At 38.7% G+C, this 14639-nt stretch carries 17 protein-coding genes and 1 other annotated feature; of the genes, 9 read left to right on the forward strand and 8 right to left on the reverse strand.

Going from position 1 to position 14639, the window contains the following annotated elements:
• The first annotated feature begins 112 nt into the window (after positions 1–112).
• Positions 113–244: a sequence feature (ribosomal protein L20 leader region), on the forward strand.
• A 65-nt stretch (positions 245–309) separates the two neighbouring features.
• The 5 genes from infC (at position 310) to B7E05_RS10635 (ending at position 2610) form a co-directional block, all read left to right on the forward strand.
• Positions 310–816: a translation initiation factor IF-3 gene (infC, locus tag B7E05_RS10615; RefSeq protein WP_080874170.1), complete on the forward strand. Its 507-nt coding sequence runs from the start codon at positions 310–312 to the stop codon at positions 814–816.
• A 31-nt stretch (positions 817–847) separates the two neighbouring features.
• On the forward strand, positions 848–1045 hold the full coding sequence (rpmI, locus tag B7E05_RS10620) for a 50S ribosomal protein L35 (protein ID WP_080874171.1): 198 nt from the start codon (positions 848–850) through the stop codon (positions 1043–1045).
• 35 nt (positions 1046–1080) lie between these two features.
• Complete coding sequence (gene rplT, locus B7E05_RS10625) at positions 1081–1437, forward strand: 50S ribosomal protein L20 (RefSeq protein WP_080874172.1); 357 nt, start codon at positions 1081–1083, stop codon at positions 1435–1437.
• 136 nt (positions 1438–1573) lie between these two features.
• Positions 1574–1882 carry a DUF1294 domain-containing protein gene (locus tag B7E05_RS10630; RefSeq protein WP_080874173.1) on the forward strand — a complete coding sequence of 103 codons (309 nt, stop codon included), beginning with the start codon at positions 1574–1576 and terminating at the stop codon, positions 1880–1882.
• A 92-nt stretch (positions 1883–1974) separates the two neighbouring features.
• Positions 1975–2610 (forward strand): TVP38/TMEM64 family protein, encoded by a 636-nt coding sequence (locus B7E05_RS10635; RefSeq protein ID WP_080874174.1) that lies wholly within the window; start codon positions 1975–1977, stop codon positions 2608–2610.
• A gap of 77 nt (positions 2611–2687) precedes the next feature.
• Here the strand turns inward: B7E05_RS10635 and B7E05_RS10640 are convergent, their stop codons facing one another.
• Positions 2688–3086 (reverse strand): sigma-w pathway protein ysdB, encoded by a 399-nt coding sequence (locus B7E05_RS10640; protein ID WP_080874175.1) that lies wholly within the window; start codon positions 3084–3086, stop codon positions 2688–2690.
• A 253-nt stretch (positions 3087–3339) separates the two neighbouring features.
• On the opposite strand from B7E05_RS10640, the gene B7E05_RS10645 reads away from it, so the two are divergent.
• The 3 genes from B7E05_RS10645 (at position 3340) to B7E05_RS10655 (ending at position 6073) form a co-directional block, all read left to right on the forward strand.
• Positions 3340–3831, forward strand: coding sequence for a dUTP diphosphatase (locus B7E05_RS10645; RefSeq protein ID WP_080874176.1), 492 nt, complete (start codon positions 3340–3342; stop codon positions 3829–3831).
• Between the two features lie 26 nt (positions 3832–3857).
• Positions 3858–4943: a M42 family metallopeptidase gene (locus tag B7E05_RS10650; protein ID WP_080874177.1), complete on the forward strand. Its 1086-nt coding sequence runs from the start codon at positions 3858–3860 to the stop codon at positions 4941–4943.
• A gap of 146 nt (positions 4944–5089) precedes the next feature.
• The gene (locus B7E05_RS10655; RefSeq protein WP_080874178.1) at positions 5090–6073 is read left to right on the forward strand and encodes a ring-cleaving dioxygenase; all 984 of its coding nucleotides are present in this window, start codon (positions 5090–5092) and stop codon (positions 6071–6073) included.
• Between the two features lie 51 nt (positions 6074–6124).
• Here the strand turns inward: B7E05_RS10655 and B7E05_RS10660 are convergent, their stop codons facing one another.
• The 7 genes from B7E05_RS10660 to sspI form a co-directional block, all read right to left on the reverse strand.
• Entirely contained in the window at positions 6125–7276 is a 1152-nt protein-coding gene (locus tag B7E05_RS10660; protein ID WP_143833217.1) for a glycerate kinase, read from the reverse strand.
• A 121-nt stretch (positions 7277–7397) separates the two neighbouring features.
• Positions 7398–8036 (reverse strand): lytic transglycosylase domain-containing protein, encoded by a 639-nt coding sequence (locus B7E05_RS10665; protein ID WP_080874180.1) that lies wholly within the window; start codon positions 8034–8036, stop codon positions 7398–7400.
• A gap of 117 nt (positions 8037–8153) precedes the next feature.
• Positions 8154–8828: an ABC transporter ATP-binding protein gene (locus tag B7E05_RS10670; RefSeq protein ID WP_080874181.1), complete on the reverse strand. Its 675-nt coding sequence runs from the start codon at positions 8826–8828 to the stop codon at positions 8154–8156.
• Complete coding sequence (locus B7E05_RS10675; RefSeq protein WP_080874182.1) at positions 8812–9957, reverse strand: ABC transporter permease; 1146 nt, start codon at positions 9955–9957, stop codon at positions 8812–8814. The genes B7E05_RS10670 and B7E05_RS10675 overlap by 17 nt, the downstream gene beginning before the upstream one ends.
• Entirely contained in the window at positions 9954–11177 is a 1224-nt protein-coding gene (locus B7E05_RS10680) for an ABC transporter permease (protein ID WP_080874183.1), read from the reverse strand. Before B7E05_RS10680 ends, B7E05_RS10675 begins: the two co-directional genes overlap by 4 nt.
• Before the next feature lie 48 nt (positions 11178–11225).
• Complete coding sequence (locus B7E05_RS10685) at positions 11226–12824, reverse strand: DUF6583 family protein (RefSeq protein ID WP_080874184.1); 1599 nt, start codon at positions 12822–12824, stop codon at positions 11226–11228.
• A gap of 508 nt (positions 12825–13332) precedes the next feature.
• A complete protein-coding gene (gene sspI / locus B7E05_RS10690) occupies positions 13333–13551 on the reverse strand; it encodes a small acid-soluble spore protein SspI (RefSeq protein WP_080874185.1) in 219 nt (72 codons plus the stop codon).
• Positions 13552–13645: 94 nt separating this feature from the next.
• Between sspI and B7E05_RS10695 the strand changes: the two genes are divergently transcribed.
• Positions 13646–14392 carry a TrmH family RNA methyltransferase gene (locus tag B7E05_RS10695; RefSeq protein ID WP_342744993.1) on the forward strand — a complete coding sequence of 249 codons (747 nt, stop codon included), beginning with the start codon at positions 13646–13648 and terminating at the stop codon, positions 14390–14392.
• Positions 14393–14639: the final 247 nt, after the last annotated feature.

Raw genomic sequence — 14639 nt, forward strand, 5'->3', positions numbered from 1 at the left:
TGACAATAATAAATAACCGTGCTATGATTCAATAGTTGTTTCAAACAGAAGGATACAGTCCTTGACAAATAAACGATAAAATGCTATATTATAAAAGTTAATGATATGATCTAAAGACAAGTAGAAGCACCCGCTTCTCACCTGATTGACATCCCTTGTGGATAGTTAACTGGTTCATCACGATTCATGTTTACGAATGAGGAGATGTGTGGGTGCAAGTATGTACCGACACTTTTTTTATGTATTGAAATGACTTGTCCAGATAGATCAGTAACAAAATTTCGGAGGTGGCCGGCTATTAGCAAGGATATGAATGTTAACGAAAAAATTCGTGCAAGAGAAGTTCGTCTCATTGATTCAAATGGGGACCAGTTGGGAGTCAAATCCCGTAATGAAGCACTGGATATTGCAGGGAAACGCAACCTTGATTTAGTATTAGTGGCTCCAAACGCAAAACCACCGGTATGTCGTATTATGGATTTCGGGAAGTATCGTTTTGAGCAGCAGAAGAAAGAGAAGGAAGCTCGTAAAAAGCAAAAAGTAATCAATGTGAAGGAAGTACGTTTTACACCTGGAATTGGTGACCATGACTTTGAAACGAAGCTCAAAAATGCACGTAAGTTCTTGGAAAAAGGGGACAAAGTAAAAGCTGCGGTTCGTTTCCGCGGGCGTGCGATTACCCATAAAGAACTGGGGAAAGAAGTATTGGACCGTTTCGCTGAAGAAGTGAAGGATATTGGTTCAGTAGAAACAAAACCGAAAATGGAAGGCCGGAATATGTTTATGATGGTCGCTCCATTAAATGAAAAAAAATAAGCTTTTATTGTAATGACTGGAGGAAAAAATTATGCCTAAAATGAAAACTCATAAAGGTTCAGCTAAACGCTTCAGAAAAACTGGATCTGGAAAAGTAAAAAGATCACATGCATACACTAGCCATATGTTTGCACACAAATCTCAAAAGCAAAAACGTAAATTGCGTAAAAGTGCTCTAGTTTCTTCCGGAGACTATCAACGTATTAAACAAATGCTACCAAAAGAATAAATTTAGAAATGTAATTGAATCAGGAGGGATTTCTTATGCCACGTGTTAAAGGTGGAACAGTGACGCGTCGTCGTCGTAAGCGCGTCTTAAAACTAGCAAAAGGTTATTATGGTTCGAAAAGAACGCTATTTAAAACAGCAAAACAACAAGTTATTAAATCAGGTCAATATGCTTATCGTGACCGCAGACAGAAAAAACGTGATTTCCGTAAACTTTGGATTTCCCGTATTAATGCTGCTGCTCGTTTGAATGATATTTCTTACAGCAAATTAATGCACGGTTTGAAACTTGCCGGTATTGATATTAATCGTAAAATGCTTTCAGATTTAGCTATTAATGACGAACAAGCATTTACTCAATTAGTATCTCAAGCGAAAGACGCTTTAAAATAAGATGAAAGAAAGATCGTTTCCTGGATGGGGAACGGTCTTTTTTTGGCTTCAAAATTTTCCAGCGTTGCGGCAACCAGTAACTTGCTTTATGATAAAAAGGGTATTTATTCATTAATGATAGAAACAGGAGGAAAAGATGGAAAACGTCACTTCATGGATTATTTATTTACTCGCAGCAAATATCATCGGATTTTATTTAATGTTCAAAGATAAACAAAAAGCAAAACAGCATGCATATCGTATTCCGGAGCGCACTTTTTGGCTGCTGGCTGTGTTAGGAGGCAGTATCGGTATATATATTGGTATGCAGACATTTCGGCATAAAACAAAACATACCAGCTTTACTATCGGTATACCCGTTTTAATTATTGTTAATTTGAGCTGTTTTATAGGGTTGGGTTTCTTTTCTGAAGAAATGATTTACTTTTTAACTAATCTGATGTAGAAAACCGCAGGCAATTCTTTTATCATAGACAGCTCGTCTTGAAACATATATATAAATAAAAGTAATACCAGCTTCCTCAAGGAGGGGTGGCCATGGAATACGTTGGGAATTACTTGCTGGTGATTATTGAGATGGGTGGTGTGCTTTCCCCGCTGTTATTTATAATGCTCCATCTCATTCGGCCAATGTTATTCTTACCAGTTGTATTTATTTGTATTTCTGGCGGCATTTTATTTGGTCCAATAGCGGGAAGTGTTTATTCTATCATAGGAATAACGATGGCGAGCTTGCTTTTTTATGTGATGGCAGGCTGGATGCCAAAATCGATCGATAAACTAATCATTTTGAAACAGCGCCTCCTCGGTAAAAATACAGAGATGACAACCGCTCAAATCACGCTGCTGCGTCTTGTGCCATTTATTCATTTTCATTTATTATCCTTATGTTTGATTGAAACGAATCACACTTTCAAAGGGTATATGAAATCTTCTATTATAACGAATATTCCTCTAGCTATTGTCTACACAAGTATCGGCGGCTGGATTTCCCGGCTTTCTCCGATGTACATCGCCGTTTTTATCATCGCCTTGCTCCCATCCTTGTATCTGTTAAGGAGAAAAGAAATCATCATCAAGTGGAAGGAATTTTTTGCTTCATCATCAGCTTCCTGCAGAGAACACAATGGATTACCGGAACCTTTACAGGCAAGCAAAACAACCAGCTCCTGAGCAGAAGAGCTGGTTGTTTTGCCTTAACAAAAGAAAGACGATTTTATACGTTGCTGTTCCATCCAGTTGAGGATGGGTTACTCTTTTGTGATTTCCGTTATAATAAGTTCATTAATCGGGTGTTTCCAAGTGATGGACGCATGCGGATAATGAATTAATATTTCCTGCTCCAGAAAATACAAATCTTCCCTCGTTAAACCGCGAAGCTCCAGCGGATTTTTAACAGTAACATGAATATCCACTACTTCAAAAGCATCTTCCGTAGTACCTAAATACTTTTCGCCAATAAAAAGACAGCCTTTATAGGTTAATTGGAAATTCTTCTTATTATTATTTTGTTCATCTAATAAGTAAAATCCCTGATTTTGCTGAGAGATACGCAGTTTTCGCTCAGGGCTTCTTACGTATTGAATCCATGTATAAATAATCAACGCAATTGCAATGACTAATAATATTCGAAAGATAATGATGGCCATAATTATCTACTCCTTAGAACGTCCTGTTATCCCTAGTTACGAATGAGTCTCAAAAAAGTTTCAGGAGAATCAATTTTTTATAAAAATTTGTAGAAAGTTTATCAATAAGCGGGATATATGCGGCTATCATTATGAAAGCTTGATAGTGACGTATGCTTATATGCTTTAATGATCTATATAAATAGTGATTTTGAAAAGCTATTCGTAAACGTCTATGATAAAATAGAAGCAATAAAGATAAGGAGGCGTAACTTTGGATTGGAATCAACTATTTGAAATGCAAAAGCAATTGGATACATACATTGAAAATAATCATGATTTGTCAGAAGTAAACCTATTTCAGGAAAAGCATTTAGCTTTGTTGGTAGAGCTTGGAGAACTTGCAAATGAAACGAGGTGTTTTAAATTTTGGAGTACCAAACCAAGGAATAGCCAGCAAGTTATTTTGGAAGAATATGTAGACGTCCTGCATTTCTTAATGTCTATCGGGATAGAAAAAGGTTACATGTATCACAGAGAAGAAAAAGATGAGGTACAAGCGTCTTGCACAGAATCAGAATGCTTTTATCACGTATATGAAAAAGCCATTGCTTATCGGGAAAATCCAACAGATGGCAACTATCAGCAATTATTTAGCTGGAGTCTTTATTTAGGTAACCGCCTTGGATTTGCAGATAGAGATATTCGACAAGCCTATTGGGAGAAAAATCAAATTAATTATCAGCGTCAGGACCAAGGTTATTAAAAATTTTTAAAGGAGAGATATTGAACATGGAAAAATTAGATAATACCTTAACAATGCTCAAGGATTTAACAGATGCGAAAGGAATACCGGGAAATGAAAAAGAGGTACGAGATGTCTTTGAAAGCTATATCAAGCCTTACGCAGATGAATTGACAACGGATAATCTGGGAAGCTCGATTGCTAAAAAAACAGGCGATGAAAATGGACCAAAGATTATGGTTGCCGGCCATTTGGATGAAATAGGTCTGATGTTGACACGTATTGATGAAAATGGCTTTCTTTATTTCCAGACTGCTGGCGGCTGGTGGAATCAGGTTATGCTCGCACAGTGTGTCACCATTATGGGGGCAAAAGGAGATGTGCCGGGTGTGATTGGTTCAAAACCCCCGCACGTACTTAGCCCGGAAGCAAGAAAAAAACCTTATGAAATAAAAGATATGTTTATAGACATTGGTGCGACAAGTAAAGAAGAGGCAGAATCTTTTGGTGTGAAACCGGGTGATTCCATTGTCCCGTATTTTGAGTTTACTCCCTTAAAAAATGAAAAATTACTGATGGCCAAAGCATGGGACAATCGTATCGGTTTAGCAATTGCTATCGATGTATTAAAAGCATTAAAAGGAGAGAAGCATCCGAACACAGTCTATGGTGTGGGAACGATTCAGGAAGAAGTCGGATTGCGCGGAGCAAAAACATCTTCGCACCTGATTCAGCCGGATATCGGTTTTGGCGTGGATGTAGGAATCGCAGGTGATACACCAGGTATCGCGAAGCAGGAAGCAGACAGCAAGCTTGGAGACGGCCCGCAAATTGTACTATATGATGCTTCGATGGTCTCGCATAAAGGTCTCCGTGATCTAGTTGTGGACACAGCGGAAGAGAATGATATCCCCTATCAATTTACAACGATGGCAGGCGGTGGTACAGATTCTGGATCTATCCACCTGGCCGGCAACGGTGTACCATCTTTGTCCGTTACGGTAGCAACCCGCTATATTCATTCTCATGCCGGAATTCTTCACCGTGATGACTATGAAAATGCCGTAAAATTATTGACAGCCGTAATAAAGAAAATGGATCGTGAAACCGTAGATGCGTTAATCAAAGCTTAATATAGATGAAAAAACCGTGCCATGTAACATATAAAAAATGCACGGTTTTTTTCATATCAAAGCATCTATTCTTGACAGATAACCAAAGCTATGATAAATTATATTTAATTAAAAATAATTGAATTAAATATAAGGGAGTTTTATAAATGAATCCAATTCGTGGAATGCACCACGTTACAGCTATTACAAGCAGCGCCGAAAAGAACTATGAATTTTTTACCTATGTACTTGGGATGCGTTTAGTTAAAAAAACCGTTAATCAAGATGATATTCATACGTATCATTTATTCTTTGCAGATGATGAAGGAAATGCCGGAACAGATATGACCTTTTTTGATTTTCCGGGAATCCCGAAAGGTAAGCATGGAACAAACGAAATCTATAAAACATCTTTACGCGTGCCAAGTGATGAAGCACTGGAGTACTGGGTAAAACGCTTTGACCGCTTAGGTATCGCCCATACAGGAATAGAACAGCAATTTGATGTAAAAACTGTATCTTTCGCTGATTTTGATGATCAAAGGTATCAACTTGTTTCCGATGAAAATAACAATGGCAGAGTGGCAGGAACACCTTGGCAAAATGGTCCGATTCCATTAGAATATGGTATCACTGGACTTGGTCCTGTTGTTGTACGTGTCGCAGATTTTACTTTTTTCAAAGAAGTGCTGGAAAAAGTCTTTATGTACAATGAAATTTCGAATGACGGAGCTCTCCACCTATTTGAAATAGGTGAAGGAGGTAATGGCGCTCGAATCATCGTCGAGCATAATGAGGAATTACCACCTGCCAGACAGGGTTACGGTACCGTTCATCATGCGGCATTATGTGTAGATGAACGAGAAGATTTGGACGCTTGGCAGCAAAGAATAGAACAATTTGGTTTTCGAACTTCCGGGTTCGTTGAACGTTTCTATTTTGGTTCATTGTATACACCGGTTGCACCGCAAGTATTATTTGAAATTGCAACAGCTGGCCCAGGATTTATGGAAGATGAACCCTATGAAACAGTAGGAGAAAAATTAGCATTGCCACCATTCCTTGAGCCAAAGCGTGAACAGATTGAAAGTCAAGTAAGAGAAATTGACACAGTCCGCAGTAATAAAACAATAGAAAAAGAATATGAGTAACTAAAAAAGATTCGTTTATCGCTAATAGATAAACGAATCTTTTCATGTATGTTAAAAAGTGTGATTCCATTGAAGTACTTTGGCAATATTTGTTGCTAATCCTTCTAAGTAAGCAGGACCATTTTCTAAAGCGTCATTAAGCGAACATGGAGATTGCATCATGCTAAAGGCTGCATCAATTCCGTGATCATATACTTTTTCATAGTTTTGTCCTAATGTTCCGCATACAGCAATCACAGGAATATTACTTTGTTTGGCTGCTTTTGCAACGCCGACTGGTGTTTTACCAAAAATGGTTTGTCCGTCTATTTTTCCTTCGCCGGTAATAACAAGATTTGCTCCCGCAGCGCGTTTGTAGAAATTTGTTTCTTTCAAAACAATGTTAATCCCCGGCTCAAGCTTTGCGTTTAAAAAGGCTAGAAAAGCTGTACCAAGACCGCCGGCAGCACCGGATCCGGGAATATCTTTCACCGATTGATGTGTGATTTTTTCTTGCACATCATGAAAATGACTTAACGCCTGGTCAAGTTGATGGACCATTTCTTCATTTGCTCCTTTTTGCGGACCATAAATAGCACTGGCGCCATCTGCTCCTAAAAGGGGATTATCCACATCACAGGCGACAACGATTTCTACATGGTGCAATCTGGCATCCAAAAGAGAAGTGTCAATATGGCTGAGATGAATCAAATCTCCTCCGCCGCGCTGTAACTTCTCTCCATTCTGATGATAGAAAACAGCACCCAGTGCTTCCAACATACCGGTACCTCCATCGTTGGTAGCGCTTCCTCCAATTCCGAGAATAATTTTGGAAACGCCATGTTCCAAGGCTGCTTTGATTAATTCTCCAGTTCCATAACTTGTTGCAAGCATCGGGTTTCTTTTGTGGGGCGGAACCAATTCCAAACCTGAAGCTGCTGCTGCTTCAATGATTGCAGTCGATTTATCTCCGGATATGGCATAAGCAGCTCTGACAGGTTCGCCCATCGGATCAGTAACCGTTTGATAATGAATTGTACCTAGGAGGGCGTCTGCTAATGATTGGGTTGTTCCTTCACCGCCATCTGCCATCGGGATAATCTCCAGTTGAGTATCATCCGGAAAAACATTTTGAAAACCTCTAGCTATTGCCTCTGCCGCTTGTTTAGCTGTCATGCTTTCTTTAAAAGAATCGGGTGCAATGATTATTTTTTTCTGTTGCAAGAAAGTCAACTCCATTCTTTATTTCATGTAACTACTAAAAATAGTAAGGAATCAAGTTTTTAATGGATTCCTTACTATTTATTTCAGTTATACAATATCAACACATATACCTTATCTATCATCAGGCATGGTATGTATTCATTATTTTAGATACATAATCTGTTGTTTCTTGAAAAGGAGGAATGCCTTGATGTTTATCAACATTTCCGGGACCTGCGTTATAAGCTGCCAAAGCTAGTTCAGTATTTCCGTTATATTTGTTCAGCATCTGACTTAAGTACTTCGTGCCGCCTTCAATGTTTTGACGAGGATCGTAGGAATTCGTCACACCTAAACCTGCCGCTGTTTCCGGCATTAATTGCATTAAACCTTGCGCTCCAGCTTGACTGCCTGCATTAGGGTTGAAATTAGATTCCTGCTGAATAACAGCATTGATTAATCGTTCATTGACGTTGTATTTATTTGCCATTTCTTGAACGATATTTTGATAATTTCCTCCGTTTTCATGAGCAGCCTGATTTGCAGTAGCTGATACTGGTGCTTGCGTTTGCGCTGCTGGAGAGGAAGCAAAGGTGGGTTTTTGAATATTTGAGCCAAAATCCTGCGCCGTACGTTCTTCCGCCTCCTGAATTCTTTCTAATAACAGCTGTTGAAAAGACTTACTGCCAAAACCGGTGTTTTCCTCGGGAATCCCCCCTGAAGCAGGTGTCATAGATAACGTATCTAGGGGATTCGACTGCTGATTTGTATTGATTTCCATTTATCTTCACCGTCCATCATAACTAAAAATAGGTTTATCGTCCTTGAATCCATCTGAAATAGCAATCTTTATTACGAATTACTATTATTCTATCTGTTTTATATTCGTTAGGCAATATTAGAAAGAAATAATTTTCATGTTTCTTTCCCGTAATAAATTCTCATAGAACGGGTCATTGCCTATACATATAACAGTGTCGCAGATACTTTGAATTTCCTCCATGTCATGCGAGGTATACATAATCATTTTATTGTCAACCTGAGCTTTTTGTTTCAGATAACTGGCGATTTCTTTTTTGGATCGTAAATCAATACCAACTGTCGGTTCATCCAGCAACAATAATTCCGGGTCGTGAATTAAACTGATAGCCAGGTTTAGTTTGCGTTTCATTCCACCGGAAAGTGTATGCACAGGTTCTTTCCATTTGAATAATTCCATGTCTTCGCAGAGTTGTTTTAATTCTTTTTTGGAACGGTTTACCCAAGAAAGCTTTTCAAAGAAAACCATATTTTCTTTCACTGTCATGTCTTCCCATAAAGCAATATCCTGAGGAACAAACCCGACTAGCCTGCGAAGCTGTTTGCGATTTTTTTCATAAGTCCATTTTCCTAAACGTATGGTTCCTGTATTTGCCTTGGAAATCGTTGCTAATATATGCAGGAGAGAAGATTTTCCTGCGCCGTTTTCCCCGACCAGCCCAATAATCTCTCCAGCGTGAACTTGAAAAGATATATCTTCAAGTATTTTCTTTCTTCCAAATGATTTCGATACATGATCAATTTCCAGCTGCATCATGAAAAACTCCTTTCACATACCAGATGATTAGACAAACTGGTGTAATGAACGTCCAGCCGCTCCATCCTTCTTCATAAACAACCTGTCTTAAAGGGTTTAAGAAAGCAACCCAAGGATAGTTTTCGTAAATACCGTCCATCGGTAAAATAATTCCACTGATAATTGCAGTTACTAAAACCATGAGAATCGCCGTGATATAGTAGGGCAGCTGTTTTTTAAAAGCTAACCCGATTAAGAAGACAAACATGCAAACCGTCAGCCGGAAACTGGCCAAATAAACCAATTGCGATAGACTAAATGATTCATCATATAAAAGATAGAAGACTCCCCAAGCCAGCATATCCAATACAAATAAACCAAGAATGTATAGAAGCAGGTTAGAAAGTAAATACGTTTGAAACGAAAATCGATTAAATGTAAAACGGATGCGGGCGACGGCGTTTTTTTCTTTTATCAGCCAATCGAATAAAAAGAAGGTAGATAATAGCGTAAATAAGGACCATAACCCCCAAGGATTTTGGAATAATGAAAAGCCCGTGTCATCTTGAGCTTCTTCTCCAAGTAAATAGAAATCCGTGAAAATCAAATTCTCATTTTCTTCAATCGTATAAATGGTATTGATGATGTCATCGAATGCCGGTATAGAAGCGCGGTTTAACGTTTCTCCTAAATCCATAATGGTATAGGCTGCCCGTGCTTTCCCGCTATCTTCCTGAACAAAGGAAGCAATCATTTCTACTGCCGGTGTATATCCCATTGATAATTCTGTCCGGTAACTTGTCACTAATTGATTGCGCTGACCTGCTTGAATGGCATCTGCATATCCTTCTTTAATCACAAAGGCACTGTCCAATTCATGAGTGGCGACCATCTGTCTCATTTCGGTTTCATTGTCCATTTCAACCACACGAACAAAATCGGAAGAATCAAGCTTTTCCTTCAACTGCACAGCCATATCCGATTCTTCTTCTAACATAATGCCAACAGGAATTGAACTCTGGTCTTGTACCAGCTCTGTTCCAGAAATAAGCAGCCATGTGAAGAGGATAGGGAAGACTGCCCAAAACAAGATGGAAAGCAGTTGTTTCTTCATATGCAGCCAGCGTGTTGTTATGATATCCATCATAGGTTTCTCTTCTCCTTCCAGCTTAATATTCCCAGAAATACAAAGACAAGCGCACCAATGAGCAGAAGGCTGGAAGTATATTCTGCATAATGCCTTTGATTAAGGATGATTTCCTGCAGCCAATAAAGGCTGTTATAAGCGTAAGAATAGGGGAGATAATCCTGTATTCCTGCCGGCAGATAAAGCACTGGTATCATTGCTCCGCTGAATAATAAGATTATGGATATAAATAGGATTTGGCAAAGCAGTCTCAGTTTTAAAGAAGCAATAAGTGCTTCAAAAATAGCTAAAGAGACGACAAACCCAACTTGATACATCGCAATAAGCATCAGCGAGCGCATCCAATTTTCCGAATTGAGTTCTACTTGTAAGAAATAAAGCAATCCGAAAAAGGACAAACAGCCTAAAATAAGCGACAGCACAAGTGTCACGATGATTTTAGCAAGCATTTGTCTGAACAGGGTGGCCCCGTAAAGCCGGATGCGTCTGCTGATTAACGGCGGATTTTCTTTTGTGAAAAAATAATATAATGAAAACAGCCAAAGACTGCTGATAATAAACCAGCCGCCCAAGCTGAAATAAGCGATAGGGGAGGTGCTTGCCTGATTGGACAAGGTTCTTTCCCTAATAACCTGATCCCTGCCAACCGTATACATCAGAAAATCCTGGAATTGTTCAAAAACAAAGTCATTTCTTTCTTCATCATCCATTTGAAATTGTCTGGCATATTCATTGATTGCCAGTATGTTCGCTTGAGAAGAACGAATATGGCGAATGACACTTTGTAATGTTTCGTTCATCATGTAACTTTCTAACTGCTGTTTTCTATTTCCAACAATAGGGACTTCCACAGAATGCCCCTGATATAAATCTTGGATAAAATGTTGCGGAAAAGCGATATATGTACTTAATTGGTTCTGTTCAATCTGTTCCACTGCTTCTTCCTCGGATACTTGATTCACTTCTAAAAAATCGATAAAACCAGAGGATTGTTCTAATATTTGAACCATCATGTCTGTTTCTGTTGAATGATCTAAATCGACGAGCCCCAATTGGATGGGTTCGTTTTCATCCTGGGCAAAAAAACTGACAACAATCACCATCATCAGTCCCGCTAAAGCAAGCGGAAATATGAAAAGAAGAGGAAGTGAATACCACTTCCTCTTAAGTTGCCGTATATGATTTTTGATAAAAAGCCCAGTCTGCTTCATAAAAATCATGACTATGCACACTCTTTTCTTTCTAACTCAATCAATAAATGTTCAAACTTACATTCCAAATTGCATTAACCATTGCTGGAACTGGCTGTTAAAGTCGCCTTGGAAATATTGTTGCAATTCTTCTGCTGACATGGCACCAAGATCTACGACATTCGAAGTATCGATACCTTCTACAGCGTCGATAACAGCACCTTCAGAATTGACATCCATAGACACATTATCAACATATCCAGGGATACTGAATGCAATATTATTGTTTGAACTCATTTGATCACCATCATAGGTAGAATCACCGGTCCAGCCAAGATTAACGGTTTGGTTATCTGCTGTGAATTCAAATTGACGGTCGAAATCACGAGCAGATCCGTCTAATGTTTCATCACCAGTGTAGGAAGCGTCGAATTGTACGGGAGTAAAGCCATCGTCAAATGCAAAAGTAAGATTTGCATTATCGGTAACAGATTCTCCAGTACCTTGGAAGTCCCCATTTAAGCCAATATTTGCTTCTACATTCTCATCACCCATTGTTAATGTATGATCGAAATAAATTTGGTCATCATTCAATAATTGCCCGCCGGATAAACTGAATGCAATTGGTTCTTCGCCTTCAGGTGCCATGCTGGCAACCAATTCACGCTGGACAACTTTGTCATCAGATACCCAAAGTGTAGATTGTAGACCATCAGGGAACTGGAAGTTTTCCACTCCTTCGATACCTTGGTCGATAGCTGTATCAAATTCTGCAAACATCGTATCAATCTGCTGCTGCATTACCTCAGGATCTTGCAGCGGAGTGCTGGCACTTCTTTCAAATTGATTTCTTAAAATTTCCTGAAATTCTTCATCTTCTTTCATTTTTTCTAAAACAGAAGTAATAACAGACTTCAATTCATCTTCAGAAAGGTTCATCGCTATTTTCTCAGCACTAATCGATTCCCCATTTACTTCAACATCTTCATTTTCACTTTCAAAGGCATCATCAGGAAGTTCATCATAAACGAACATGATATATTCATCCTGGATGTATTCTTTTTCTTCGTCTGTTAATAACTGCCCGTTATTTTCAAATACCAGTTCTTCGATACCAAGTGACTCATTACCTGTAAACGTATAAGGATCAACTTCAGCTAATACACTGCCAATATCCTCATCAGAAATTTGAAGTACTTCTTCTAGGAAAGGGAGTTCTGCATACACATCAGATCCTTCCACATAACCTGCGATACCATCTAAGTTCATTCCTGCTACATTGACGGATAAGTCCATGTAAGCCTGTTTGTTTTCCATGTCCGTCTCTGAATTCATTGCCAGCTCTGCATTGGAAAGCATCGCTATCATTTGAGGGTCAACAAATTCTTCATTTTCAAGCCCCTCTAAATTTACACCCAATGTTGCATTTTGTGAAACAGGATTTTCCATAGATTGTTCATACCAATCGAATTCACCTTCATATCTTGTTTCTGCAAAATGTTGAAGTTGTTCAATGGAATTTTTCTCAGCTTGGAAAAACGTTGCTTTGGGCGAAGATGCGGTCATAAAAAATGCAGCTGCACCTCCACCTGCAAGGACGATTACAGCAATAATAATTGCGATAATCCCCTTTGATAGACCTTTTTTCTTTGGTTGTTCATCATTATTTTCCGCCAAAGTCATGCTCCTTTCCAGAAATTAAATTTGCGCAATTTGCACATTTCAGAATGATTAATAAAAGCTTAGCATATGTAGTTTTGCCAGGCCGCTGTTTTGTTCACACTATACATTATATTCGTAAGCTGAGAATTAGAATCATAAATTTATAGCTTTGAAAAACAGCACCCATTCGTTATAACATTAATGAAACCCGTAGTCAAACCGTTTCAAAACTTACTTCCTACGGCTAAGCTCAATGGCCTATACCCTTTTTGACGGAAGTATAAACGAACAGCGGCAGAATATTTGACAAAACTAGCTTTCTTTCATTCTACTATGTTATACGAAGCTGATTCATAAAAGGTTTCAACGTTTGCTAAATTTGTCGAATTTAAATAGGAAACGGAATATTTTGCTTAGTATAGATGCTGCTTTTTTGAAGTATAGAGTATAACAAAAAACATGCCGCTTTTTATCGCAGCATGTTTTTCATGATTCAAGCATAAAAAGAATATCCGGGAGTCCATCAGGACAAGTCGTTTTGGACTCCTGACTCTAAGGATGATATCATTTCCTGTTTTTCATTTTCATCGGAATGATTCCAAATCAGTTCAAAAAGAACGCCGAGTCCAGGCAGCATTTTTTCTTCTCCATTATTGATTGCATCTACAATGGTTGCTTCTAATTGTTCTTGATCATTATTCGATATATTTGCGTAAATTGCTTTGCGGATATTTAAATCCATCACTTCTTCACTCCTTCATTTGTGATATTAAACGTAGTTTGACCAGAAGTTGTGCTTTTATGTATGATGTATGTAGAATTTAAAATTGGATAGGATGAAAATAGTGATTACATCTGTGAAGAATGAGAAAATAAAGGATTTAAAAAAACTGCATCAAAGAAAATATCGAAAGCAAACGAATACGTTCTTAATTGAGGGCGAACATTTAATAGAAGAAGCACTGGCGAGTGATTGGACAACGACAGAAATTATTGTATCTGAAGAGGCTTCCATACCGGAGCCGGCAAAAAATCTGCCTGTCACAGAGGTAACGAAGCAGGTTTTTAAAGAACTTTCTTTTACTGCTTCGCCTCAAGGCGTGATGGCCGTGGTTGAAATAAAGACGGAAGAGGCAGTCAATGGAGAATTAGTTGTTTTATTGGATGCAGTCCAGGATCCAGGTAACGCCGGGACAATCATACGTACTGCAGATGCGGCAGGAGCAGATAGCGTTATCCTGGGCAGCGGTTGTGTTGATTTATATAATGATAAAGTAATCCGGTCCACCCAAGGGTCTATTTTCCACCTGCCTATTTTGCATGCTGACTTGGAGGAAGAAGTGGACCAGCTCAAAGAAGCGAATTACACTGTCTGGGCTACAGCTTTAGAACAGGCAGAGAATTACAAGAATCTGCCTGTTCCGTCAAAAACTGCGGTTATCTTTGGGAATGAAGGTGCCGGAGTAAAAGATTCTTTATTGGAAAAAGCAGATGAACGTGTCACCATTCCGATTTTCGGCAAAGCGGAGTCATTAAACGTCAGCATCGCGGCAGGCGTTTTGCTATATTATTTAAACAATTAGCCTTGCAATGGAGCGATAATTTTTCTATAATAACTGTATTCCATCATAAATAAAAGGTTCTTTTTTACGATAAAAGGAACAAACAACAAAACGCAATGAAAGAGCAGGTAACTGTCCAAATAAATGATGCAGGGAAGAAATGCCTTGACTGGAAGCATTTCTATCATTTGGGATGATTACATTTCACTCTGGAGCGGACACTTAGACCATATACTAATGTAAAGGTGATTCGGGCATGCCATCCGTT

The organism is Oceanobacillus timonensis (assembly GCF_900166635.1).
Classification (GTDB): Bacteria; Bacillota; Bacilli; order Bacillales; family Amphibacillaceae; genus Oceanobacillus; species Oceanobacillus timonensis.

Excerpts from the sequence above, each read along its gene's own strand:
- infC (WP_080874170.1), top strand. The coding sequence starts at position 310 with ATGAATGTTAACGAAAAAATTCGTGCAAGAGAAGTTCGTCTCATTGAT.
- rpmI (WP_080874171.1), top strand. The coding sequence starts at position 848 with ATGCCTAAAATGAAAACTCATAAAGGTTCAGCTAAACGCTTCAGAAAA.
- rplT (WP_080874172.1), top strand. The coding sequence starts at position 1,081 with ATGCCACGTGTTAAAGGTGGAACAGTGACGCGTCGTCGTCGTAAGCGC.
- B7E05_RS10630 (WP_080874173.1), top strand. The coding sequence starts at position 1,574 with ATGGAAAACGTCACTTCATGGATTATTTATTTACTCGCAGCAAATATC.
- B7E05_RS10635 (WP_080874174.1), top strand. The coding sequence starts at position 1,975 with ATGGAATACGTTGGGAATTACTTGCTGGTGATTATTGAGATGGGTGGT.
- B7E05_RS10640 (WP_080874175.1), bottom strand. The coding sequence starts at position 3,086 with ATGGCCATCATTATCTTTCGAATATTATTAGTCATTGCAATTGCGTTG.
- B7E05_RS10650 (WP_080874177.1), top strand. The coding sequence starts at position 3,858 with ATGGAAAAATTAGATAATACCTTAACAATGCTCAAGGATTTAACAGAT.
- B7E05_RS10655 (WP_080874178.1), top strand. The coding sequence starts at position 5,090 with ATGAATCCAATTCGTGGAATGCACCACGTTACAGCTATTACAAGCAGC.
- B7E05_RS10665 (WP_080874180.1), bottom strand. The coding sequence starts at position 8,036 with ATGGAAATCAATACAAATCAGCAGTCGAATCCCCTAGATACGTTATCT.
- B7E05_RS10670 (WP_080874181.1), bottom strand. The coding sequence starts at position 8,828 with ATGCAGCTGGAAATTGATCATGTATCGAAATCATTTGGAAGAAAGAAA.
- B7E05_RS10675 (WP_080874182.1), bottom strand. The coding sequence starts at position 9,957 with ATGATGGATATCATAACAACACGCTGGCTGCATATGAAGAAACAACTG.
- B7E05_RS10680 (WP_080874183.1), bottom strand. The coding sequence starts at position 11,177 with ATGATTTTTATGAAGCAGACTGGGCTTTTTATCAAAAATCATATACGG.
- sspI (WP_080874185.1), bottom strand. The coding sequence starts at position 13,551 with ATGGATTTAAATATCCGCAAAGCAATTTACGCAAATATATCGAATAAT.
- B7E05_RS10695 (WP_342744993.1), top strand. The coding sequence starts at position 13,646 with ATGAAAATAGTGATTACATCTGTGAAGAATGAGAAAATAAAGGATTTA.